The organism is Bradyrhizobium sp. LMG 9283 (assembly GCF_045571415.1).
Classification (GTDB): Bacteria; Pseudomonadota; Alphaproteobacteria; order Rhizobiales; family Xanthobacteraceae; genus Bradyrhizobium.
Genome location: NZ_CP120691.1, coordinates 7,560,960 through 7,583,049 on the forward strand (window position 1 = coordinate 7,560,960; position 22,090 = coordinate 7,583,049).

Below are 22,090 nucleotides of genomic sequence, written 5' to 3' on the forward strand. Positions count from 1 at the left end.
TTGGCACTGGCGATCTAGACTTCTCGGACGAAATACTCCACGAATAAGGCGCTGGTTGAGTACCGCAATCGGACCGAGCCAATCATAAGCCTTTTCGCTGGGCCTAAAGTCCTCACCCCTCAGCACGCGAGACCGACCTGTCGCTCGCACCCGTGGAAACCCACCGCCAGCGATGTCGCAGAAGGACACATTTACGGCGGAGGGTGCGAACGTTCTTCAAGGTCGGACCACCATATTCGGCCGAACCGGGCTCACTCACCTAACGTCGCTGGCTGTTTGCAGGATTTCAAACGAGCGTTTTTGGAATGGCCGTAACTCGCCTTCTGAGCTTCTGAGCAGAGTGATTGCAGAAGTACGAGGTTGTGCAGTGAATAATCACCCCCCTTTCGGCAGACGGGGCGAGCAATCCATCTTATCCTAAGCCCATTGCCTCTGTGACCCCGCCGTGGCTAGGCAGGACAGATCTCTCAGGGCAGGCCAGCCCAGCGACCCGCCGATTCTCGTCACCTTCACTCTGGCAAGCCGAGCTGCTGAGACCACAGCCTTTCCCATGCGCCCACTCCGAGAAGGCCTGCCCGTCTCGCCGCCGGCCTAAGTGCGGTGTCAGCGTTCGCACATAGCATCTATCCATTTAGAAAAAAGCCGTGCGTTTGAACGATTGGTAACAGCTCGTGATAGTTGTGGATGATGTGGTCCGGCTTCGCAGCTCGCAAGCGCGACTCGGAAACAAATCCACCGGTGATGGAAATGCTTATCAGTCCAAGGCTTCGTGCAATATTCGTTTCTACTGGCATATCCCCGATGATGAAGGTTGACTCGGGATTTATATCATTTTTCTCCATATATCGCCTAAGTCTCTCCCCTTTGCTCATCGTTTTATACTGCGTGGCACGGCTTTCAAAGGCCAGTACGCTGTTGAAGTAGCGATCGATTCCGAGCCTTTTCAATTGAGCAACAAGGGGCGCGACTATATGGTTGCTCACTATGATGGACGACGCCGCTTCTTGGCGCACCAATTCCAGCATTGCGCGCGCACCTATGCGTAACTCCGCTTTATCGGCGAGCGGCTCGTACGTATCATGAAAGATTGCGCCCCCATCGTGATCTACGGCTGCGATTTCCGCTTCTGACATTCCGATATTTCGGAAAAGAATAGAGAGTGGGACATCGCTATGGTCGCGGAAGGTATCCAGATCGATCGTCGGGCGTCCGAAGCGCTCCAAGATAGTGTTCGTCGTTTGCAGTAGCGCATTGGCATCGTCAAGCAACGTGCCATTCCAATCAAAAACAAGAACTGGCTTCATGCTTCGGGCCTCAGGCAGCTCTATAGTGGTCAGCCACCAGGTTATGCAGGTCTCTATTCGCGCGCGTTTGCCCGGCAGGAGTTGGCATTTCGAATGTAAAGGGTGACAAATCTATTCCCTCGCTCCCCCGCGGCAGCAACGATGTGAGACGCGAGAAGGGCAAGTAAGTCACAGTTGCCGCGTTGATCGAGGCCGCGATTCTTCCTTCGATGGTTTTGAGGACATGCGGCTCGATATCTTTAAATAGTAGGCTTTGCTTCCGCTGTTGAGCGGACAGTCCCTTCCATGTCCGCCAGAAGGCCAGTTCATCGATGGTCTCAATATTTACGCCGTAGTAATTTGGGGCAACGATAGGCGGTGAGCCGATTCCCCAATGGACAGCTTTGACCCCGGCAGCAAGAAGCATATTCGTTACGGTCTGACTGGTATCGCCACGAATGAGAGCTTCATCGGCAATGAGTATCGTGCGTTTTTCGACGTCAGTCGAAGCCAGACGGTACTTGTGAGCAATACGACGCTTGCGCTCGCTATTTGGGCCGATGAGAGTTCGCTCAGAGATTTGCGTCTCGATGACTTCACGTCGTTCGGCGTTAACCCCGCGTGCTACGAGAGATGAAAATAAGCCGTCAGCGTAGGGCCCTCCGGTATGAGGCATGGACGAAACGATGATTGGAGTGGCGTCCGGCTCCGCGGGAAGCCGCTGCGCAATAAGATCACCCAGCGAGAAACCGATACTGTGACGAGTTTCGAGGTGAGATCGGCCCTGGATCGACGTATCCGGACTTCCGAGATAAAGAGTTTCGTAGACGCAAAGCTTGGCGGCACGTTGAGAATCGCTGACACAACTATCGAAGCAATGCCCCTTTTTGCCATCCACATATTTGATGTAGCCAGGAACGATTTGGTCTGACTTGCCCCGAAGTCCGGCAAAGGCGCAATTTTCCGACGCAAAGAGCAAGAATCCATCGTCCGTCTGCATGAACTCCAAAGGACGCAGACCATATCTATTGCGGAACGCAATCAGGTTTCCTTCGCTGTCCAGCAAAAGCGCACTGATAGCACCGTCAATGCGCCCATCAATCTCACGAAAGACGTTCTCATAGTTAACCCGCAGGCCTCGGCGCCAGTAGTCCCTTTCACAAATGTGTTCCACTAGCTTAAGCAAGAGTTCGGCATCCGTCCGCCCCTCGAAGGAGTGACCTTGGGCAACTAGTTCTGCCCTAACCTCTCGACCATTTACTAATGCTCCGTCCAACGAAATTGTCACTTGACGGGAGGTGGCCGTGCGACTTGGAGCTGGTTGATCGTCGCTCTCACCCTCTGTGCAAACGCGACCGCGAACATGAGCGATTGCAACATGGGGGGTGAACTCCAGATCCTGCTCATCCCTGTCGATCGCACGCAGCTCGTGTGACGGCCGAGACGCAGTTTTATATCGAACGCCTTTGTTGTGCATAAAGGCGGCGGTGCCGATTCCTGCCTGTCCGCGAAGTGAGAGTTTTGGAAGCATGTAATTTAGCCGATCATAAACGGTCTGATGGGAACTGCTCCAAGGCAACAGAAAAGCGGCAGCGATACCTGACATGCTGGTAACCTTCTTGTAGCGTCCATGTCCCGAGCCCGTCACAAGGCGGATGTAGTCCGCCGACCCGAGAAGAAATGGACCTGCCTTTAAGCAAGCTTCGTACCAGCGCCCAGCGCTTAGCAATTTGAGCCGTCCATCAAACCCACAGGTGTCGAGATTCCGCTCTCGCAATCTCTGTGGCCGGGGAAATGAGCTGGCGTTTTCGCAACAATCCGTCTGAAGCGCGACGAGATCGTCTGAGAAATAACAAAGCCAACGCTCGTGCGGCAGCGCATGTGATGACGAACAAGGCATCACCGATTCGCCTAGATTCATGCTTCAGAAGGTCGTCATGAACGCGCAGCTCAGCGCCCACCACATCTGCCAACGGATCGGCGAGATCAATGTGCGCGTCCTTTCGATAGCCAGCCCTTCTTGATCGTTTCGTCGATCTCAATAAGGACGTTCGCCTTCGCGAGTTCAGGCTCCGGATCCGCAATCGGCCGGTTGGCTATCGCATTTGCAGTAACACGCTCAAGCTCGCGCACAAAAGATCGGCGGGTGACTGTGAAATCTGGCGAACCCAACATTTCCCCCAGCACACCGCTGCGCTGCCTCACGCCAGAGTCGCCGCGCTATTGCTCACGAATCTTGTGCTCGCGCCGTACATCGCTCGTGTGAGCGCGCTCGCCTTCGAAACGGACCTTCGCTTCGCAGGCAACCAAGCTCAGCTTAAGGCTGCGCGAGATGACTTAGTTGCAACGCGCGATGTCGTGCTCGCTTTCGATTTTTTCTTAGCTGTCCTCTGCTGGTACGAGGAAAATCGGATCGATCGCAAAGAGCTGTTCGTACTGCGGCTCACGCCAGAGCTCCGCCACGACATCTTACCGTATCTGGTCGCTAGGCAGACCGATCCGAAAGCGGTCTACCTCATCCTCGAATCGCTCTTCATACACACTTCAAGGGCTTAGCGTCGCCAGCGGCCGGGGTTGAGTGTGATGCTTTAAGCAGCGCAGCACACCTCGCAAGATCTTCGCTATTCAACAGGCTTCCATAAAGCTTTGAATTGCTTGACGGCAGTCTGCCATTTCGCTCGGCGAAACGCTCGTCGGCGTTAGTTCCCATCCTGTAACGCAGGACACGACCACTGGATCAAAGTGAAGAACCGCGGCTGAGCCTCTCATGCGTTCGGACACTGCGGGCTGCACTTCATCTCGGCCCTCACGCTAGAGAGTTCTAGCGCGTTATCCCAATATCGCCTGCGTCTTCTGGCAGGGGCCCAGCGCTCCCAAAGCGAACAGAACCATGCCGCCAATCCAAATGATGATGGCGGTGACATAAACCGAAGTGCCGATCCCAACCCGCCAGCCCGGCCGAAGAGAGTGCCCGCATTGAAGAGGAGGCCGATCACGCAGCAGAGCAAAACAGCGCAGTTAGAAAGCCCCTTCCGGGACCCTGACGGCTTCGTAGCCGAAACGTCGGCTGCCATTGTTGTCCACGCGTAAAAAGCCCCATCGAATGGCAGCGCCTCGAGTCCTGCCTCTTCGCTGCTTATCGATGAGTGCCGTAACGGTTGCCAGTTCTCGAATTGACATAAGTCCCGCCACGGTGTGATGAGCCAGATCCGCCCAAATAGCTGCCGCCATGACTGCTACTGTGATGTCCACCGCCGTAGCTGACGCGCCCTCCATGTCCTCCGCGTGCGTTTGCTTGTCCGATCACGCCGAGCAGCAACAGACCGGCAATTATTGCAATCAACCTCATATTTCGCCCGCCCTTTCGAATGTGGAAGCGTATCAAGCGCAGCCGATGCTGGATAACAACCTCTGATACGCGCAAAATATGCAGCTTTACGCCGGGAACGGCTGGAGCGGAGCCGTTTTCCCGGCGCGAGTAAGGCGCGCGCCCTCGTCCCCGAAACCTCGGCCTCCAAATGGAGCCGGTGACCTCGTCTGAATGCCCAAGCCGATCGAGCAGAAATACCGCAGATGAAGGACCCTCTACGCTGATTATCATCATGGCCGCGATGCTAACGTAGGCCTGCTACTTGCTCGGGGCCAACATTGTCATCGCAGGAAATTTCTACCCAGTCGACTGTTGCAGCCGATCGGGATCTAATCTTCGTAGTGATCGACCGTCATCGCGAGCTGTCGGCGCATTACGATGCGGCCTTGTCCGTATCGGCGAAGCTCGATGGGGGGTTCGAGTTTGATGCCGCCGACGAGATCAGCAGTCAAAGGAACCATGCTCTCGCGGAGCATGCGAATGTGCTCATCCGTTCAACGCCAACCACGATCGCGGGCGTTATTGCTCTGACCCGTTACGTCGGCAACCTACGAGAGTGGGAGCTTCCCGATGATGATGCGTGGTATCGGGTTTTCTTAGAAGGGCTGGCAGGCGCGATCGATGGAATCGCCATGACGCAGCGGCTTGGGCGAGACGGCGATTAACATGGCGCTCGGTTTCATCTTCCGCGGCATACTTTTCTGGGGGGCCATTGCTGCGCTTCTCTATTTCCTGTGGAAGTTGCCCTTCTGAAGCCCGACGATTAGGGGCTCGCCCGAGCCAGTGTCGAGGCAATGAGGAGCGGCGGCTTTCCGACCACGGTAATCGCCCGCTCCTGGAACATGGCTGCGATATCAGTTTCGGGCGCCCTGCCCGAAGCTGCTCCGTCTTGAAATCGTCGACCACGAACGCCTTGCCAGCAGCGCGGCAGGCGCGGCCTAATGGACTGCTGCAGTGGGGGGCACCGCTTGAGCTAGATCAAGAGAACGGCGCCCAACTGAGGCGGCCTTGAGCAGCGCGGGCCCGGTGTGCCTAGGAGGCCGTGCCCATAGCCTCAGCAACGGCTGCACCGTCGTTCGTCTATCAGCCCCTTAGGTGCCCAAGAAAACGTTCGTTTCTGGCAATTGGGCCACCTCCTGATATTACAGAACAAACGACCGCAGGAGCCGCTTTGGACCAGCCCCTGCGGCCGGTGCCACGACGTTCCGCACGATCGCCACGGCGCCTGCTGGTTAGCACGTAGATCTGCCAGCGTGAACTGGCGCGCCCCCGTTACGGCCTTAGCTGAGCTGCTCGAGTCCATCCTCGATCACTCGGAGGTCCTCAAGTAGAGCATCTCGAGAGTCAGTCGGGTCAACGCCTGATGTGGATTGTAGCTGTTCGAGCAACTGGCGCCGAAGGTCTCGCATATTCTCTAAGGCTTGCCGGTTCTTCAGACGTACATAAGCCGAAACGATCGATTCAATGCTTCTTGCCAATGAGTAGCTCCAAACGAAAAAACTCTAGAACAGGTTGGGTCATACCCCTTGCGCGAGATAACCCACAATGCGCCCTCACAGGACCTGGTAACCAATCCGGCCCAAGGCTCTTGGGACGGAGTTGCAGGACATACACGGCCTCGTGCTGGGGAGAACGCTCGTCATCAGCCGCTCCCCTTTTACTGAGCTCGATGAGGTTGCCCTGGCAGCCAAAGACGGCCTCAGCTGGGGGCATTGGAGCTGGGGTCAATCGGGGTCATCCTTCGGGGAAACTTGGCAACCGCGGGACTGTTCCTGTGCAAGCATTGTGTCTGGGCGACGCGCCGGACGTCGTTCCATTGCGTTGCACTCGCATCACCCAATCAATTGCCTAGACTCCGAACCATGACGCTGATCCTGTCATCCTGTCCGCCTGCTCAAGGACGAAGCCGTCCCCGATGCCGGGAGCTACGAAGCTCGCTTCGCCGGTGGCCTGCACAGCGTCTTTGTCTACTGGGACTATCGACCGAGCCGTCGCCCTCGAGCTTGTCCAGCTCGCCGTCAGCATCGAGCCCGCCAAGACAGCCACATCCATATCGAGAAGCTCAACGCGCCGTTCCTCTATACGAAGGCTAGTGCCCGGAGTTCAGCGCTGGCATCAGATGAAAGGTCGAGAAAGACCTTGTCCGGCTCTGAAGAAAATGGCCGCCAAATGAGGCGGCCTTGATTGCCCCGGGTTGCCGCTAGTCCATGAACCAGTCGTTGGCCCCGACGCAGTAAATTGAGTTTCCTCAGTAGCTTGCTGAGCGGGCCCAGACGACGCGGCGAGCACACAAAAAATTGCAAGTGAATAAATGGATTTTATAACTCCACATCCAAAAATTGAGCGGAAGGTAACTTTATAACTAGTTCCACAACCTGCAACCTTCTGCGTGAGACATGGAAAAGGCATCGAGCCGCAGTTTTTTGCAACGTACTCAACAGCATTGATCGCTGGGATGGATGTCAAGAACCGGCGGCGCGCACGCGCCTCGCCATCTATAGCGCAATTGGCCGATCGGTTAGGCATTGGACCCTGACTCCGTCCGGACGGGCTCGATTTTGTGCGCGCCAGACCTCACTTCTTCGGCCATGTCGCGCGCGCGAATGTCATCGCGCGGCGGAAGTCGGTCATATCGACCCAGTCCTTCTCTTCCATGTGTCGTTCCCAGGTATGTCCAGGAGGATCTTCCTCGTGCACGCGCTCTTTTGCGACGAAATACTTTCGATCAATGGTATCGACGCCGTTCTTCGCGACCGATTGTGACCCGACCCAAAGTGCTGGCAGGGCAATCGAGCTCCGTTTCGCTACCAATGTAGCGGCGGACTTTGAAGATTATGAAATTAAGGGAAAGAAGGGCCGCCAAAAGGATTGTAGCCACCCATATCCCATACAAGCGGGCGTCCCCGCACAGAATGGTTTGAGTGCGGTTCGCCTTTATCGGACCAGATCTTGATTGCGGTGGCGAGAGCATAGGTGCTGGGCTGCTCTGACCAATCAACGTAGAGATTGCCTTTGTGATCATGAAGCGCGAGGACGTTCTTCACGCCCTTCTTGAGGATAATATCGCGGACTTCCTCGAGGCGCTCGATGCGCCAGCTTTCTTCGTCCGATCGGTTGGCCGTGATTTTCACCTCTGCCATGTGCCCTCGTAGCTCAGTGGAAAGAGCGGGGAGTTTCTACGTCTCGTGGCGTAGGTTCAAGTCCTGCCGAGGGTATCATCCACGGTCGCGTACGGTTGCCGATCAGAGCTTTAATCAGGGCGCCGACGAAGCCTCCGAGGGTGAGACCACCCAGGACCAGAAACAGTAGATCGGGATTTGGCATAAACCGTCAGCATTGATGTAGAAGCGCAACGGGTTGTATTAGCGAGCCGGGAGGAATGATTGCAGATCCTTCCTCGAAGCAGCAAGATTTCCTTAAATTCTGCAGCTTTTCGCTCGTTCCGGGCCGACAACAGTGATCTCTCATCGGCCTGCTCAACTATGACCGCCGCCGACTCGTTGAGTTTGATCTCATCGATCCGGCCGAAAACATCTTGTTCATTCGCCATCGCTACACTCTCCATCGACAGTGCCTGAGTTGGCCACGATCGCGGCGCTCAAATTCATCTTAGCGTCAATGAAGACCCACAGCGGCACTAGTTGCGCCTCGTAGTTGAAGTCGACTTGGTGAGCGGCTTAAGTGGTAGTAGTAGCTTCCCTCGCTCAACGCCCGGCTGATGCTGGGATCGCGGTAGGTCGCACCCGAGCCGCATCAGGTTACATTGCAGCCAGAGCCTCTGCTGTAAATCATGCTTGCTGCGCCGAAATAGGTTCCCGACATACGAGCCCATACGGAGACGGTACAAATGCTTAGCCATGTTCTGCTCCTGTGCAGCAATAGCCAAACGAGATGTGGCCAATAATTGCCGTTGTCTTCTAGACCGCCGAAATTCCCTTCGTGAGGCATCTCGTTCAGCGCTGAAATTGTAGCGCTCAATGAAAATCGATTAATGCAACAAATCCAGGACTGGCGCCTAAATTCGGCGGTTTGTCGGCTTCTTTCGTGGTTTTTGCACGGATTATCGGTTTGCGGCGGCAGAGCGCGATGCTGGCGCGCCGCGCCTGCTGTGATCATTGATAAAAGCCCGCGATGTAGCGGATTGCGAAGAAAGTCACGGCAACGACTGCGGCCTTAATAGCAACTGAAAACCCTATCCGCGCCAAGAACCGGCCTTGGGCGAAGTCCATCCTATGACCTCATTTTCTTGCTTTGCGTTACGACTAGGGCTCGCACAACGGGTGGTGGGCGTCGCCACCATCGGGATCCACGAACCTGAAGTGCGCTTGCCGGAGAATAGCCCTCGATGTGCGCGACCTGGCGGAGCGAGCCACGAACTTGCCGCACGACGAGCATTCGATATCGGCGCGGATCGCCTCGCCAGATGCGCTGAGAAGCTCAGCTCCATCGCGTTCCGCCGTCGGGTTTTCGCCTGTCATCAAGTTCGCGGGCGAACCTGACTGAAAAGGCAGTTGCGGCCAGTGCCTCCCAAACAAATTTGATCCTGAAGCGCCGGACAAACGATCGAGCGACGCGACGGTACGCTATATATCAGGATTAACGCGAGGTCAGGACTCCCATGGACCTCTTATCAACTATACGCGCAGGCCAGCGCCCCCTCACTCTTGTAGTATTCGATCTCTGCACGATAAAATGGCACGATACTACTTTCATCGTTGCCAATGCTTGTTCCGATGGTCTTTAGATTTCGCCGCAGCTTCAAGATCATTCCCGGTGTCCGCCTGAATGTGAGCGGGAGCGGAGCCAGTGTCACGCTGGGGCCGCGCGGCCTGCACTACACCGTTGGCCCACGTGGCACGCGAACGACGATCGGTCTGCCGGGATCCGGGGTGTCGTGGACGTCCTACCAACCATACGCGGTGGCCAACGCCTCGCCTCCTCCCCTGCCGGACAAACACCAGCCGCCCGTTCCTGATTCGATCGAGGTCAGCCAGGGCACGGTGATCGACAGTGCTCCGATCGATGAGCTGGTCGCCAACTCAACCATCGATATTGCGCAAACTTTGGCGGCGGCCCAATCGCGATGGCGGCGGTATAAGATATTAATCGCGATGCTGTCCGCACTCTTTGCCGTTGGCGCCCTGATGGTCGCCGGCTCAGCTTCCGCCGTCCCCCCGGTCGCGGCCTTTGTCCTGACGGCCGGCGCGGTTCTGATCGTCGGATCGCTCGCAATCCATGGCCGCCAATCCAGCACCGTGTCGCTCGAGTACGAACTGTCAGCGGAGCATTCGTCGCGGTTTGAAACCCTCGCTTCGGCCTTTCACGATTTGGCCAGTTGCGGCGGCATCTGGAACGTCCCTCTTGAGATGCAGGAAGCGGATTGGAAGCGCAATGCTGGTGCCTCGAAGCTGATACAACGGCACCCGATCTCCTTGGGCAGAGACAAGCCGCACCTGGTCAAAAGCAACGTGGATTTCCTGAAGCTGCCACTTGGAAAAGAGACTTTCTATCTGACGCCCGACGCCATCCTCGTCACTGCCGGCAGGACGATTGCCGCCTTCGCCTACCAGGATGTACAGTTCGCGTTCCGAAATGCTCAGTTCATCGAGGAAGTGACTCCACCTCATGACGCCATCGTGGTCGACCAGACCTGGCGCTATGTGAATCGCAAGGGTGGTCCGGACCGGCGTTTCAACAACAATCGGCAGCTACCGATTTGTCTTTACGGTGAGATCGATATGCGCTCCGCAGCCGGCGTGAACGAGCGCATCCAATGTTCACGCGGAGATGTCGCGGAGAGATTTGTCGCAACTGTCGCGGCAATGTCGGCCTGACGGCGCGACTGGCCGCGTAGGTTTAACTATCCAGCCGGTCACAATGGTGCGGACAACGAAACGGCCTCAGCGGCACCGGGGGGATTAGGCTGAGGCCGTATCGATGCTTCTCGGACAAGCCGGAAGCCGATTCAGAACACCGATGAACCTGGCTTGGTTCCTCGGGGCCCTGACGTCCTCAGCCAATGCGGAGATTTTCCGCGCTCATCTTGCCAGAACGTCCGGCTTTCAGCTCGTAGCTGACCCGGGCGCCCTCCGCGAGATTGGTGTAGCCGGCCTTCTCGACGGCACTGATGTGCACGAAGACGTCAGCTCCGCCGTCCTCCGGTTGGATGAAGCCACTCGAGGGTCTTGAGATATTCCGCTGCGTCGCAAACCACGTCATGGAGTTCGCTCGGCTCCCCCGTCGATCGTGCTCCGAATTCGAGCATAACGGCGGGACTTACATAGCCACTGCCGGTCTCCAATGGATCGTATCTTACGAAAATCTTGTCGTCCTGGGCCTCAGCGGTTGCCTCGAGTTTGTCTTCCTCCAGCCGCTGCTCGACGACCGGTAATGCTTTCTCCTTCACCCAGACCGGGAGCCGTTCTCGCGCCTGCGCGCTCCACTTCTTGCTCTGACTGCGAGTTTGGGGGACCGGATTACTCCGAAAAACGGCGGATCGCACCGTAAGCCTTTGATAGCGAAGTTCCGCCTTTGAAGACGAGATGTTCGCCTAAAGGCGAGGAAAAGAGCGCGTTCAGGCACCAGACGACCCAGACATCCTTTTCGAGAAGATGTGCCGGACGACCTGAGTTGGACGCAGCAACGCCGAGCGCCTCTTGGCGCTAGGCGTGAGACAGCTTTAGATATCTATCCGACACGGAGTTCGCTTACCGCCTTGGCAAGCCAAGTCGGAAAGGAAGAAGCAGCAGACTTCAGCTCCTTCACTTCGGTCGGAGTTAATTTCTGACTGAGGGACCTCAATGCTCGTTCTGCCGCCTCTGGGCCCACCCAGGCAAGCGCACGCACTACCTCACCGGTCCGTCGGTTCGCCAAGGCAAGCTGCCAACGCGGTGCATGCTTGAGCTCCACGACTTGCTTACCAAGGCGGAGCCTGCGGGAAGGACCAGAGGTCAGATAAACCTGGCGAACAGGTACTTGCGTCGTCAAACCAAGATGATTGGCCGCCGCCGCGCCGCTGGAAACAATGGTTTCGCCGCTGCGAACCTTGGTTTCCTCGACGACTTTCTCGACCGATGGAGCTCTAACTCCGAAACGGCTTTCAACTGGACGCAAATATATCCCTCGTCTCGCGCGCAGAAGTCTTCCTCGCTCGGCAAGACGCGAAAGAGCCTGATCGACGGCAGCACGCTTTCCAAGATGCAAAAGCGCCTTCGCAGCGATCGGTGCGCCCTCGGGCAATTCTTTGGTTGCTTCCAGAATCCGGGTGCTCAGGTGGGTCATGGCTCACGCTCCAGTGTCAGAAACGTAGGAGAACTTCTGACAGCCTGACCCGGCCATCCCCGCGAGGGTGACCCGGAACTCATCACTTTCGCGATTTGTCGCTAGCCAGGGAAAACCAATCCCCCATTCACGCCGAATGAAGCTCTGCCGACGTTTCGTTTGCCCGCCAGAGATCTCCAGCTCCCGGGAAAATAGACATCGACACCGGCGCTCAGCGACAATGAAATTGCGCCGTCTGTGTTTGCCCCAGCCGCATCCGCCGCCCCGTCGCGACAATACGGCAAGACCAGCGAGTGCACTTACGCACCGTTCCCCTTGTCGGCATCCCATGTTGGCCGCGGGCTTGGAGTTCGACCTCGTTCTCGCCTGGAATAGCGGCGATCCAAGGCATAGCTACCGAACCCCGTGTGCTCGATCCGACCGCAGCTTCCAGATCAAGGACATGAACCTAACCCCGCTCCCGTGTGCCCGGCTTGCCAAACACGGGCTCAATGATCTTGCGGGCTGGCATGCGGCTCGTCGTCGTCCACAACGAGGCGATGATGAGGATCGATCGCTCGTCGCTCAGTGTTTGAGTGTAGACTGCTACCTCGGGCCCGGCGGCCGCGCGAGATCCGCTTGTCCGGCACCGCAGGAGTGCCGCACGCGTCGTAATCAAAATGCTCAAGCGCATCGAGCGGCGGGCCAGGAAGACCAGCGCACCGAAGTGATCTGGCGAACGTTGCGCGAATGTTTGTAGGAATGCCGCAGCCCGGCTTGTAGGAATGGCAAAACCTGATGCGCGCAAGTGTTTGAAATCGTTGGAGCGGGTGAAGCGCTCTGCTTCAAATATTTATTGAGACTTTCCTTACTAATTTCAGATGTTTATGTCACCAATTCTTGTATTGGATGTTTTGTTGGACGTTTCATTAGACACTCTTCTTTTGCCGCTCTTTTGGCTCGTTTTCCGCTCAAACCTGTTTCAGCACCCCGCCGCCTCCGCCCTACACGCTAGCGCTATCAGTGGCAGCACGTGTGGCTGGATCTCGATGGCGCCGATCTGGTCGACTACAAGGTGGTCTCGATGATGGGCGTTCTCGGATTACGGCTACAACCTCAAGGGGCAGGAGCGCTCGTTAACCGCCCGACTGAGTGTGAGTTTCCGAATACGCAGAATACCGCGCGGCAACGTCGCGTTCGCCGCGCAGTATTTCTGGTGCCAAGATCGTTCAATTCCAAAAACGTCGATCATAGCTTCGTCGAAAGTACGTCAGCCGCGGTTTTTTTCATGTCCAATCACAGAAGCTAAGATCGGAGAATCACTATCTTTCCCGAACAGACCTTGCGTACCGCCGCAAGACCCTCGCCCCTTCTAATCAATCCCAGCTCAACGCACCGCCGTTCTGATACTCGATGACGCGGGTCTCGAAGAAGTTTTTCTCCTTCTTTAGGTCCATCGCCTCCGACATCCATGGAAACGGGTTCTCGACTTCGGCGAAGACGGGCGCGAGGCCGATCTGCGCGCAGCGGCGGTTGGCAATGAAGTGCATGTACTGCTCGCAGAGCGCCGCGTTGAGGCCCAAGAAGCCGCGCGGCATGGTATCGCGGCCATAGGCAGCCTCCAGCTCGGCGGCGTCGCGGATCATGCCGCGGACCTCGTCCTGGAACGCCGGCGTCCACAGATGCGGGTTCTCGATCTTGATCTGGTTGATCACGTCGATACCGAAATTGAGGTGAATGCTCTCGTCCCGGAGGATGTACTGGTATTGTTCGGCGATGCCGACCATCTTGTTGCGGCGGCCGAGCGATAGAATCTGCGCAAAGCCGGTGTAGAACCACATACCTTCGAATACGACGTAGAACGCGACGAGATCGCGCAGGAAAGCGCGGTCATTGTCCGGCGTACCAGTCTGGAACGACGGATCATCGAGATGCTGCGTGTGCTTGAGCGCCCAGGCCGCCTTGTCGGTAATCGACGGCACCTCGCGATACATGTTGAACAGCTCGCCCTCGTCCAGACCAAGACTTTCGACAATATACTGGAAGGTGTGGGTGTGGACCGCCTCCTCGAAGGACTGCCGAAGGAGGTATTGCCGGCATTCCGGATTGGTGAGGTGACGGTAGATTGCCAACACGATGTTATTGGCGACGAGCGACTCCGAGGCCGCGAAGAAGCCGAGATTGCGCTTGATGGCGCGCCGCTCGTCGTCCGTCAGGCCGTCCCGCGACTTCCACAGCGCGATGTCGGCCTGCATCGAGACCTCGGTCGGCATCCAGTGATTGTTGCAGCCGGAGAGATATTTCTCCCAGGCCCATTTGTACTTCAGCGGAAGCAACTGGTTGACGTCGGCACGGCAGTTGATCATCCGCTTCTCGTCGACCGAGACGCGGCCGCCGGCGCGATCGATCGTACCCAAACCGGTCGGATCGACCGGCTCGAGCATGAGCTGGGTCTGCGGGCGCAGTGCCGTGGCGAGGCCTGAGGCAGCCGGAGCGGCCACTGTGGTTTCGGTATCGGACCAATCGAGCATCGTCATCTCCTCACTGGCACGCTTCACATTCGGGATCGTCGATCCGGCAAGCCTTGATGCCGTCGAGATCCGGTGCGGCGGCGGCCGGGATCATGATCGGCGCGCGCGACACGGCGACCGCGGCGGACACCGCGTTGAGCTTGCCGTCCGTGCCCTTCAGCGTCGATTTCTCGACATGCGTGGCGCTGCGCGAGCGCAGGTAATAGGTCGTCTTCAAGCCGCGCTGCCAGGCCAACCGATAGAGCGCATCGAGCTTCTTTCCGGAGGGATTGGCGATGTAGAGGTTGAGCGACTGCGATTGGTCGATCCACTTCTGCCGGCGCGCGGCCGCCTCGATCAGCCAGGCGCTGTCGATCTCGAAGGCCGTGGCGTAGAGCGCCTTGAGATCGTCGGGCACGCGATCGATCTGGCCGACGCTGCCGTCGAAATATTTGAGGTCGGAGACCATCACCTCGTCCCACAGCCCCCTCCCCTTCAGGTCGCGCACGAGGAACTCGTTCACGACCGTGAAGTCGCCGGACATGTTCGATTTGACGAACAGGTTCTGGTAGTTCGGTTCGATCGACTGCGAAACGCCGCAGATGTTGGAGATGGTCGCCGTCGGCGCGATCGCCATGACGTTCGAGTTGCGCATGCCGCTGGCAGTGACCTTCTTGCGCAGGCGACCCCAATCGAGCGTTGCGGAGCGATCGACGTCGAGACCACCGCGCGCGTCGGCGAGCAGCTGGATGGAGTCGAGCGGCAAGACGCCCTTCGACCACAGCGAGCCCTCGAAGCTCGGATAGCGTCCGCGCTCGGCGGCGAGATCCGACGAGGCCTCGATCGCGTGGTAGGAAATCGCCTCCATGCTGACATCGGCGAAGGTGACGGCTGCATCGGACGCGGTCGGAATGCGCTGGATCTGAAGCGCTTCCTGGAAGCCCATCAGGCCGAGGCCCACCGGGCGATGGCGCATATTGGAACGGCGCGCCTCCGGGATCGTGTAGAAATTGATGTCGATGACGTTGTCGAGCATCCGCACGGCCGTCGTGACCGTCCGCTTCAGCTTGGCCTGGTCGAGACCACCGGGACCGACATGAACGAGCATGTTGATGGAGCCGAGATTGCAGACCGCGACCTCGTCAGCCGAGGTGTTGAGCGTGATCTCGGTGCAGAGGTTCGACGAATGGATCACGCCCATGTGCTGCTGCGGCGAGCGCAGATTGCAGGGATCCTTGAAGGTGATCCAGGGATGGCCAGTCTCGAACAGCATCGTCAGCATGCGGCGCCAGAGATCGGTCGCCCGTACGGTCTTGAACACGCGCAGGCCGCCGGCCTTTGCCTTGGCCTCATACGACTCATAGGCGGCCTTGAACGCCTCACCGTAGAGATCATGCAGATCGGGCGTCTCGTCGGGCGAGAACAACGTCCATTCGCCGTCGGTATCGACGCGCTGCATGAACAGGTCCGGCACCCAGCTCGCCGTGTTCATGTCGTGGGTGCGGCGGCGGTCGTCGCCAGTATTCTTGCGCAGATCGAGGAATTCCTCGATGTCGACGTGCCAGGTCTCCAGATAGGCGCAGACCGCACCCTTGCGCTTGCCGCCCTGGTTGACGGCGATGGCGGTGTCGTTGGCGACCTTCAGAAACGGGATGATGCCCTGGCTCTCGCCATTGGTACCCTTGATGTGGGCGCCGAGCCCGCGCACCGGCGTCCAGTCATTGCCGAGGCCGCCGGAATATTTTGCGAGCAGCGCATTGTCCTTGACCGACTCGAAGATGCCGTCGAGGTCGTCCGAGACGGTCGTAAGAAAGCAGGAGGACAGCTGCGGGCGCAGTGTGCCCGAATTGAACAGTGTCGGGGTCGAGGCCATGAAGGCGAACGAGGACAGCAGGTCGTAGAACTCGATAGCCCTGGCTTCGCGATCTATCTCGCGCACGGCCAGGCCCATCGCGACACGCATGAAGAAGGCTTGCGGTAGCTCGATGCGTTTGCCATGCACGTGCAGGAAGTAGCGGTCGTACAGCGTCTGGAGGCCGAGGAACTGGAAGTTCAAATCGCGCTCGGGCTTCAGCGCCGAGGCGATCCGGCCGAGGTCGAAGCGGGCGAGTTCAGGATCGAGCAGTTCGGCCGCAATACCCGTCTTCACATAGGCCAGAAAATACTCGGCGTAGCGCGTCGCCATGTCAGCCTGAGCGGCCGACGTCGGGACGCCATGGACATAGGACAGCACCTCGCCGCGGAGCTTGTCAAGCAACAGGCGCGCGCTGACATAGGCGTAATTCGGTTCCTGTTCGACCAGTGTGCGCGCAGCCATGATCGCGGCCAGCGCCAATTCGTCCTGACTGATGCCGTCGTAGAGATTGCGCGTGGTTTCGGCGAGCACAGGGGCGGCGGACACGCCATCGAGGCCGGCGCAGGCTTCGCCGATGATCAGGGCGAGGCGCTTGGTGTCGAGACCGACGCGCGAGCCGTCGGCAAGCGTGACATGAAGGGACGGCATTGCCGCGGGCTCGGCTTCGGCGGCGGCTTCCTCGGCGCGCTGGCGCGAACGCTCCTCGCGGTACAGCACATAGGCGCGCGCGACCTTGTGGTGTTCGCTGCGCATCAGGGCTAGCTCAACCTGGTCCTGCACGTCCTCGATATGGAAGGTGCGTCCTTCACCTGCCCGCCGCATCAGCGCGGTGACGACTTCGGCAGTGAGCTGCTCGACACTCTCATGGACGCGGCGCGAGGCGACCGCGCTGGTCCCCTCGACCGCCAGGAACGCCTTGGTCATGGCGACGGCGATCTTGGCGGAGTCGAACGGCGAAACTTTTCCGTTGCGGCGGATGATCTGCATCGCCGGCTCGCTCGCAGCAGCAGCAAGCGATTGCGGACGCAACTGGATGATGGGTGCGGAAGCGGTGTCCGCGTCGTGCAGGTTCAGTGACATCAATAGGCCCCGTGATGCGCGTGTTATGTTTGAACGGGGCTGATAAGGAAGGACGCCGCAGAAACGCCGACAGCAAAGCGCCGGACGGTGCATGCAAGCGACCGCCGGACACCCCGCCCGTGGACGTTCAGATCGTCACGGCAGGTCTCCTGGCTCGCAGGTCATAGCTTTCTTCCCGTCTTCCCGGCGCAAAAAGCACCAGTGACGATTGTCGGAAGCAGCTCGCTGCTGACAGTTGCGGGGGCAGCGCCGGAATTCCGCGCCGAAAGGCGCAGTTCACCGGCTTCCCTCTTAGCCACTAAATCTTGCGATCCAGCGGAACCGTGACGCCCCACATGTGGTGTATTCGCGGACGGGTGTCAACGATTCGTTTGAGGCTTCCGCTCAGACTGGTTGTCGAATGTGGGAGTTCCGGCCCGGCGATCTGGCCAGACCTACGCCGAGTCGCGATCGAGCCGCGCAAAGATCGTGCTCGTCAGCGCGCCCAATAGGCTCCAGAATACCAGGCTCGTCAGCGTCACCGCGACCATGAACTGGTACGACAGCGAGGACGGCACGTTGGTCTCGACGTGCTCCAACTCCGGCGCACCGATCAGGTGCGGCAAGAGCAGCAGGATCACACCGGCGATGGCCGCCGGCACCGAACGGCGAAAGGCGATCAAGGCAAGCCCTCCAGCCGTCGCCAGCACGGCGAGCCACCAGATTTGGCGAGACAGCAATGGCGCGGCCGGCACGCCAGGCAATTCCGGGGGCAGGCCGAACCCAGGTGCGACCGTGAAGACCGCCCCACAAGAGGCCTTCGTGCCAGGAAACTCCGCTGCCAGTCGCGCCGCTACGGACGGCGAAGAAGCCGGCCAAGAGCAGCGCCGATTGCGGTCAGCACATCGGCCGCAGCCGTATAGGCGTTGCGCTCGAGCCCTTCGCGCGGCTCCCAGGCTTCCGTGCCGTGGTCGTGGTCGACGTGGCTGTGCGTCGAATGGTCATGATCGTCCGCAGCCCCCTGCGTCGCGGTCGCGGCGTCATGCTGGTGCGTCTCCGCGGCCTTCTCGAAGACCTCGGCCTTCAGGATCAAGGGGACGGTGCCGAATTGCTGGGCGACCGTGACATGAGACCAACGATGAAGCGTAAGCGTAGCTCTGCAGCCCTTCTGAATGACGCTTGACGCCTATTTTGTTCGCGTGGCGCGTCGCCGCGGTATCCATGTGTCGGACAACGCCTTGACGGCGGCTTCGAGCGCCTTCCGGTCGACGACGTTGGGATCGAACCGCTCCGGGCCCCAGAGGCGCATGTGTTCGTGCTCGGGATGGCCGGGGTCGCTGATGGCGGCGAGGTATTCGGCATAGCCTGGCGCACCGCCGACGTCTTCCGGAGGACAACGGCCGGCGGCCTCGAGCAGGAAGGGAAGCCCCTCCGTCGTGGTGTTCTCGAACCATTTTTCGAGCTTGATCACATGGTCCCAGCTGTCGCCGAAGTCATAGAGATAGTGGATCGTCTTGGCGCCGGTCTCGCGAACGATATCGCAAAGCCGCGCTTTGCGGGCATCCATGGGCTGGTGGCCGTAATCGTTGTGGGGATCAGAATCCCCCAACGGACCTCACCAGCGAAGAACTCGAAGAGGTGACTGTTCGTCCAGCCGAATGCCTCCTGAAGCGTCAGATGCAACCGATCAAGGCGCAGGGTGACGGGTACGACAAGGCGACGCATCACCTCCGGCTTCACATCCTTGAGGGTCACCTTGATCCGGACCGCGGTCGTGTTCAGGCTCATGCCGCCAGCCTCGGATCGTGTGTATGCATCGTATAGGTCGATGCCCAGGGAAGCAGTTCGTCCAGTCGCGCCGCAGGCCAACCATTGACGAGCTTGGCGAGAACGTCAGCGAGCCAGTGCTCGGCACTGACGCCATTGAGCTTACAGGTCTCAATGAGCGAAGCCAGCAATGCCCAATTCTCGGCACCTTCGTCGCAACCGGCAAAAAGGGAGTTCTTGGCGTTGAGCTTGATCGGCCGCATCGCACGCTCGACCGCATTCGTGTCCATCTCGATGCGCCCGTCATCAAGGTAGAGCGTCAGGCCGTCCCAATGGCGTAGCGCATAACGCAAAGCCTTCGCCGTGTCGCTCTTCCCCGCAAGGTGATCAAGCTTGGCCTCAAACCACTGCTTCAAGGCTGTAGCCAGAGGCCGGGCATGCGCTTGTCGGCCGGCGCAGCGCTCGGAAGCAGAGCGGCCGCGCAGTGCCTTCTCGACCGCGTAGAGCTGGGCAATGCGCGCGAGCGCCTCGCGGGCAACCGGAGCTGGCGCCGGCGCAGCCTCCCGCTCGATCTTCACAAACTGGCGCCGCAGATGCGACCAGCAGAAGGCGAGCGTCCCGGACAGGGCGTCCGCACGCGTCTCTCGGGTCATGGTCTTGTAAGCCTGATAGCCGTCGCAGTGGATGATGCCGCGATAGCCCTCAAGCAGCCGCAAGCCATGAACGGCGCCGCGGCCCGGTGCATAGGCATAGACCACCCCAGGCGGATCAGGTCCGGCCCAAGGCCTGTCATCGCGTGACAGCGCCCAGAAGTAGCCGGTTTTTGTCCTGCCGCGCCCCGGATCCAGCACCGGCGCCGGGGTCTCATCGACACAGAGCTTCGAGGAGGCCAGCAGAAGCTGGCGTAGACGATGCCACAAGGGCTTCAATTCCTGGGCGGCGTAGCCGACCCAGAAGGCGAGCGTGGAACGGTCCAGCGCTATTCCGTGGGTCTCCAGCATCTGCGCCTGGCGATAAAGCGGCAAATGCCAATGATACTTCGCGTCGATCACATGCGCGACCAGCCGCTCGGTGGGCAATCCTCCCCTGATCAGTCGCTCGGGAGCAGCATGCTGGAGGATGACACCGTGACAGGCGCGGCAGGCCAGTTTGGGCCGGCGGGTGACGATCACGCGATACTGCGCCGGTACGACGTCCAACCTCTGGCTCTCATCGTGACCGATCTCAAAGAGATCGCCTTTGCAGGACGGACAGCAGGTTGCAGCGGGCATCAGGGTCTCGATGATGCGCGGCAAATGCTCCGGCAGCTGACCACGGTTGGCTTTGCGCTCGGCCGTCCTCTTCTCGCAGGTTCTGGGATTGGCGCGATCCTCGGCTGCTTCGAGGGCCGCGACGGCCTCTTCGATGTCCTCCAGAACAAGCTGCAGCTGATCAGCGTCCAGCTTTTCCGAGGACCGACCGAACTGCGCATCTTTTGCAAGCTTGAGCAACCGCTCGAGCCTGGCGCAGCGATCCAGCAGAGCCGCGGCAAAGACACGCAACTCAGCTGGATCACTCGGCAGCTCATCAGGCAAATCACTCATTGGCCCGAGTCTGCCATGCTTCGCGCCCCGATGCAGCGAGATTTGTATCTTTACGCAAGCGCTTTCGGCTGCGGGATCCGAGGCGCGTGCATCCGCGTCCAATCCATGCCGGCCAGAAGCGCCGACAACTGCGCGGCATTCATCCGCATCACGCCGGCCACGATGGGAGGCCATTTGAAGCCGTTGCTATCGAGCCGCTTCCAATACATCACAAGGCCGCTGCCATCCCAGACGACAATCTTCACCCGATCGGCGCGCTTCGCGCGGAACACCACCGCCACGCCCTTCATCGGATCATGGCCCAGCGTCTCCTTCGCCAAAAGCGCCAAGCCCTCCGCACCTTTTCTGAAGTCCACAGGTTGCGTCGCCACGTAAATCGTAAGGTTCGCAGGCGGCGTCAGCATGAACGTGTCCGTCGAAGCGCCAAGAACACATCACTCAACACAGCAAGGCCAGGCGCCCCCGCACCTCCACTCGTGCCCCCTGGAGCTCAACCGTCACAACGGCTGCTTCCGGCGACCCGGTGGGCTCTGCGGCCGCCGGTAGCGCCGATTCCGACACCACCGGCACGAACGACAGCGTCTCCGCCGAAGCTGGCAGCACCAACTGGCCCAAACGCGCCCGGCGCCGCCAGTCATGCACCTGCTGGGGCCGGCAGCCATGGCGACGGGCGACGTCTGTGACAACCGCCCCCGGCTCGAGGCTTTCCGCGGCAATCTGTGCCTTCAAATCATCCGGCCAGCGCTTTCGACCTGCGCCAGCGAACACTTCAATACGCGGTGACAACGGTCGTCTTATGTCGTCAGAATGGTCGTCCATTGTGAGCACCCTTCCAGAAGATGACTCTTCTAACGGTGCTCTCAAGACTCCGCACAAACAATCCAAAGGGCCTCGGCGCTACGCTTACGATGAAGCCGGCGATCACCGACGAGAACACGATCGAGCGAAACGTGCTCATGCCACCCCGGTGCGGGCAATCTTGGCCCCGGCGGCCGCTCGGAACGCATTCTCACAGCGCTGGAAATAGCCAACGCAGTCCTTCGGCGAAGGTTCGGCGCCGAGCAGCTTACGAAACGCTCGCCCGATGAACGGCGCAAATCGCGCCGTGTCCCCTAAGCCTACCACTCATGGTCAGTGAGCCACCGGGATCGCGGGCAAAATCCGAACACCTCGACCAATATTATGAGGATTGCGTGAGGCCCAGTTCGCTCGTGAGCACAGTCACGGACCGCGACAGGATTAAGGACGAGACAATGCTCATTTACGATATAACGGATCACGCATCTGGATCAGGGAACAGTTCGCCTCCACGCAATCTGCACGCGTCTCGTGTTCGATCGGCGAGGAAGCATATCGACGTGCATATGGCCAACCAGTCAGTCATGTCTCTCGCTTCTGGAGTG

Annotated in this window: 19 protein-coding genes, 1 tRNA gene and 1 riboswitch; of the genes, 4 read left to right on the plus strand and 16 right to left on the minus strand. The window is 59.2% G+C overall.

Annotated elements, in window-relative coordinates:
- Nucleotides 1-623: 623 nt before the first annotated feature.
- The 3 genes from P6U29_RS35260 to P6U29_RS35270 form a co-directional block, all read right to left on the minus strand.
- Nucleotides 624-1,304, minus strand: coding sequence for an HAD family hydrolase (locus P6U29_RS35260; RefSeq protein WP_407114786.1), 681 nt, complete (start codon nt 1,302-1,304; stop codon nt 624-626).
- Nucleotides 1,305-1,314: 10 nt separating this feature from the next.
- Nucleotides 1,315-2,889 carry a hypothetical protein gene (locus tag P6U29_RS35265; RefSeq protein WP_407114787.1) on the minus strand — a complete coding sequence of 525 codons (1,575 nt, stop codon included), beginning with the start codon at nt 2,887-2,889 and terminating at the stop codon, nt 1,315-1,317.
- A gap of 380 nt (nt 2,890-3,269) precedes the next feature.
- A complete protein-coding gene (locus P6U29_RS35270) occupies nt 3,270-3,488 on the minus strand; it encodes a hypothetical protein (RefSeq protein WP_407114788.1) in 219 nt (72 codons plus the stop codon).
- 18 nt (nt 3,489-3,506) lie between these two features.
- Here P6U29_RS35270 and P6U29_RS35275 point away from each other — a divergent pair, with 18 nt between their 5' ends.
- Together P6U29_RS35275 and P6U29_RS35280 are read left to right on the plus strand one after the other, a co-directional pair.
- A complete protein-coding gene (locus P6U29_RS35275; RefSeq protein ID WP_407114789.1) occupies nt 3,507-3,839 on the plus strand; it encodes a hypothetical protein in 333 nt (110 codons plus the stop codon).
- A 1,092-nt stretch (nt 3,840-4,931) separates the two neighbouring features.
- Nucleotides 4,932-5,318, plus strand: coding sequence for a hypothetical protein (locus P6U29_RS35280; RefSeq protein ID WP_407114790.1), 387 nt, complete (start codon nt 4,932-4,934; stop codon nt 5,316-5,318).
- A gap of 2,175 nt (nt 5,319-7,493) precedes the next feature.
- On the opposite strand, the gene P6U29_RS35285 is transcribed toward P6U29_RS35280, so the two are convergent.
- The gene (locus tag P6U29_RS35285) at nt 7,494-7,793 is read right to left on the minus strand and encodes a hypothetical protein (protein WP_407114791.1); all 300 of its coding nucleotides are present in this window, start codon (nt 7,791-7,793) and stop codon (nt 7,494-7,496) included.
- Between the two features lie 2 nt (nt 7,794-7,795).
- On the opposite strand from P6U29_RS35285, the gene P6U29_RS35290 reads away from it, so the two are divergent.
- Both P6U29_RS35290 and P6U29_RS35295 read left to right on the plus strand, forming a co-directional pair.
- Nucleotides 7,796-7,868, plus strand: a tRNA-Arg gene (locus P6U29_RS35290).
- 1,506 nt (nt 7,869-9,374) lie between these two features.
- Nucleotides 9,375-10,487, plus strand: a complete 1,113-nt coding sequence (locus P6U29_RS35295) for a DUF4236 domain-containing protein (protein ID WP_407114792.1) — start codon at nt 9,375-9,377, stop codon at nt 10,485-10,487.
- A gap of 178 nt (nt 10,488-10,665) precedes the next feature.
- Here P6U29_RS35295 and P6U29_RS35300 read toward each other — a convergent pair whose 3' ends face one another.
- From P6U29_RS35300 to tnpA, 12 genes are all read right to left on the minus strand, one after another.
- Nucleotides 10,666-10,872 (minus strand): cold-shock protein, encoded by a 207-nt coding sequence (locus P6U29_RS35300; RefSeq protein ID WP_407114793.1) that lies wholly within the window; start codon nt 10,870-10,872, stop codon nt 10,666-10,668.
- 257 nt (nt 10,873-11,129) lie between these two features.
- Nucleotides 11,130-11,231 carry a nucleotidyl transferase AbiEii/AbiGii toxin family protein gene (locus tag P6U29_RS35305; RefSeq protein WP_407119508.1) on the minus strand — a complete coding sequence of 34 codons (102 nt, stop codon included), beginning with the start codon at nt 11,229-11,231 and terminating at the stop codon, nt 11,130-11,132.
- A gap of 109 nt (nt 11,232-11,340) precedes the next feature.
- The gene (locus P6U29_RS35310) at nt 11,341-11,934 is read right to left on the minus strand and encodes a DUF6088 family protein (RefSeq protein ID WP_407114794.1); all 594 of its coding nucleotides are present in this window, start codon (nt 11,932-11,934) and stop codon (nt 11,341-11,343) included.
- Between the two features lie 1,355 nt (nt 11,935-13,289).
- On the minus strand, nt 13,290-14,444 hold the full coding sequence (locus tag P6U29_RS35315; protein ID WP_407114795.1) for a ribonucleotide-diphosphate reductase subunit beta: 1,155 nt from the start codon (nt 14,442-14,444) through the stop codon (nt 13,290-13,292).
- A 10-nt stretch (nt 14,445-14,454) separates the two neighbouring features.
- Nucleotides 14,455-17,358: a ribonucleoside-diphosphate reductase subunit alpha gene (locus tag P6U29_RS35320; RefSeq protein WP_407114796.1), complete on the minus strand. Its 2,904-nt coding sequence runs from the start codon at nt 17,356-17,358 to the stop codon at nt 14,455-14,457.
- A 121-nt stretch (nt 17,359-17,479) separates the two neighbouring features.
- Nucleotides 17,480-17,699: riboswitch (cobalamin riboswitch) on the minus strand.
- A 93-nt stretch (nt 17,700-17,792) separates the two neighbouring features.
- Entirely contained in the window at nt 17,793-18,092 is a 300-nt protein-coding gene (locus tag P6U29_RS35325; protein ID WP_407114797.1) for a CbtA family protein, read from the minus strand.
- A 98-nt stretch (nt 18,093-18,190) separates the two neighbouring features.
- Nucleotides 18,191-18,430, minus strand: coding sequence for a hypothetical protein (locus P6U29_RS35330; RefSeq protein WP_407114798.1), 240 nt, complete (start codon nt 18,428-18,430; stop codon nt 18,191-18,193).
- Between the two features lie 93 nt (nt 18,431-18,523).
- Nucleotides 18,524-18,904: a plasmid pRiA4b ORF-3 family protein gene (locus P6U29_RS35335; RefSeq protein WP_407119509.1), complete on the minus strand. Its 381-nt coding sequence runs from the start codon at nt 18,902-18,904 to the stop codon at nt 18,524-18,526.
- A complete protein-coding gene (locus P6U29_RS35340; RefSeq protein ID WP_407114799.1) occupies nt 18,805-19,125 on the minus strand; it encodes a plasmid pRiA4b ORF-3 family protein in 321 nt (106 codons plus the stop codon). The genes P6U29_RS35335 and P6U29_RS35340 overlap by 100 nt, the downstream gene beginning before the upstream one ends.
- A complete protein-coding gene (gene tnpC, locus P6U29_RS35345; RefSeq protein WP_091880708.1) occupies nt 19,122-20,687 on the minus strand; it encodes an IS66 family transposase in 1,566 nt (521 codons plus the stop codon). The genes P6U29_RS35340 and tnpC overlap by 4 nt, the downstream gene beginning before the upstream one ends.
- 50 nt (nt 20,688-20,737) lie before the next feature.
- Nucleotides 20,738-21,091, minus strand: coding sequence for an IS66 family insertion sequence element accessory protein TnpB (gene tnpB, locus P6U29_RS35350; protein ID WP_091880705.1), 354 nt, complete (start codon nt 21,089-21,091; stop codon nt 20,738-20,740).
- A 34-nt stretch (nt 21,092-21,125) separates the two neighbouring features.
- Complete coding sequence (tnpA, locus tag P6U29_RS35355; protein ID WP_407114617.1) at nt 21,126-21,506, minus strand: IS66-like element accessory protein TnpA; 381 nt, start codon at nt 21,504-21,506, stop codon at nt 21,126-21,128.
- Nucleotides 21,507-22,090 lie beyond the last annotated feature (584 nt).

Coding starts and splice junctions, on each gene's coding strand:
- P6U29_RS35285 (WP_407114791.1), bottom strand. CDS start 7,793: ATGGCAGAGGTGAAAATCACGGCCAACCGATCGGACGAAGAAAGCTGG.
- P6U29_RS35320 (WP_407114796.1), bottom strand. CDS start 17,358: ATGTCACTGAACCTGCACGACGCGGACACCGCTTCCGCACCCATCATC.
- P6U29_RS35265 (WP_407114787.1), bottom strand. CDS start 2,889: ATGTCAGGTATCGCTGCCGCTTTTCTGTTGCCTTGGAGCAGTTCCCAT.
- P6U29_RS35300 (WP_407114793.1), bottom strand. CDS start 10,872: ATGACGTGGTTTGCGACGCAGCGGAATATCTCAAGACCCTCGAGTGGC.
- tnpC (WP_091880708.1), bottom strand. CDS start 20,687: ATGAGTGATTTGCCTGATGAGCTGCCGAGTGATCCAGCTGAGTTGCGT.
- tnpB (WP_091880705.1), bottom strand. CDS start 21,091: ATGCTGACGCCGCCTGCGAACCTTACGATTTACGTGGCGACGCAACCT.
- tnpA (WP_407114617.1), bottom strand. CDS start 21,506: ATGGACGACCATTCTGACGACATAAGACGACCGTTGTCACCGCGTATT.
- P6U29_RS35295 (WP_407114792.1), top strand. CDS start 9,375: ATGCTTGTTCCGATGGTCTTTAGATTTCGCCGCAGCTTCAAGATCATT.
- P6U29_RS35310 (WP_407114794.1), bottom strand. CDS start 11,934: ATGACCCACCTGAGCACCCGGATTCTGGAAGCAACCAAAGAATTGCCC.
- P6U29_RS35335 (WP_407119509.1), bottom strand. CDS start 18,904: ATGGATGCCCGCAAAGCGCGGCTTTGCGATATCGTTCGCGAGACCGGC.
- P6U29_RS35315 (WP_407114795.1), bottom strand. CDS start 14,444: ATGCTCGATTGGTCCGATACCGAAACCACAGTGGCCGCTCCGGCTGCC.
- P6U29_RS35260 (WP_407114786.1), bottom strand. CDS start 1,304: ATGAAGCCAGTTCTTGTTTTTGATTGGAATGGCACGTTGCTTGACGAT.
- P6U29_RS35340 (WP_407114799.1), bottom strand. CDS start 19,125: ATGAGCCTGAACACGACCGCGGTCCGGATCAAGGTGACCCTCAAGGAT.